Source organism: Zoogloea sp. LCSB751 (assembly GCF_002028455.1).
GTDB lineage: Bacteria > Pseudomonadota > Gammaproteobacteria > Burkholderiales > Rhodocyclaceae > Zoogloea.
On sequence record NZ_MWUM01000232.1, the window covers coordinates 1 to 268 of the forward strand.

The 268-nt window shown below is 47.8% G+C and carries 1 pseudogene; it reads left to right on the forward strand.

From position 1 onward, the window contains the following. Positions 1-268: pseudogene (gene kdnB, locus B4920_RS26460) on the forward strand (3-deoxy-alpha-D-manno-octulosonate 8-oxidase KdnB); the annotation flags it as partial.

Consider the following 268-nt stretch of genomic DNA (forward strand, 5'->3'; position numbering starts at 1 on the left):
CAGGCGGCTCAGCCATGTACCAAGGTTGGGATTTAATCAAAAACCCAGCGGTACACCACATTGGTATTCCAACAATTTCTGGTACCGGTGCTGAAGCATCACGCACAGCGGTATTGTGTGGTCCAGTGCGTAAACTAGGTCTGAACTCAGACTACACTGTGTTCGACCAAATCATCATGGACTCAGAGTTAATCGATGGCGTTGAAACTGACCAGTGGTTCTACACCGGTATGGATTGCTATATCCACTGTGTGGAATCCTTAGAAGG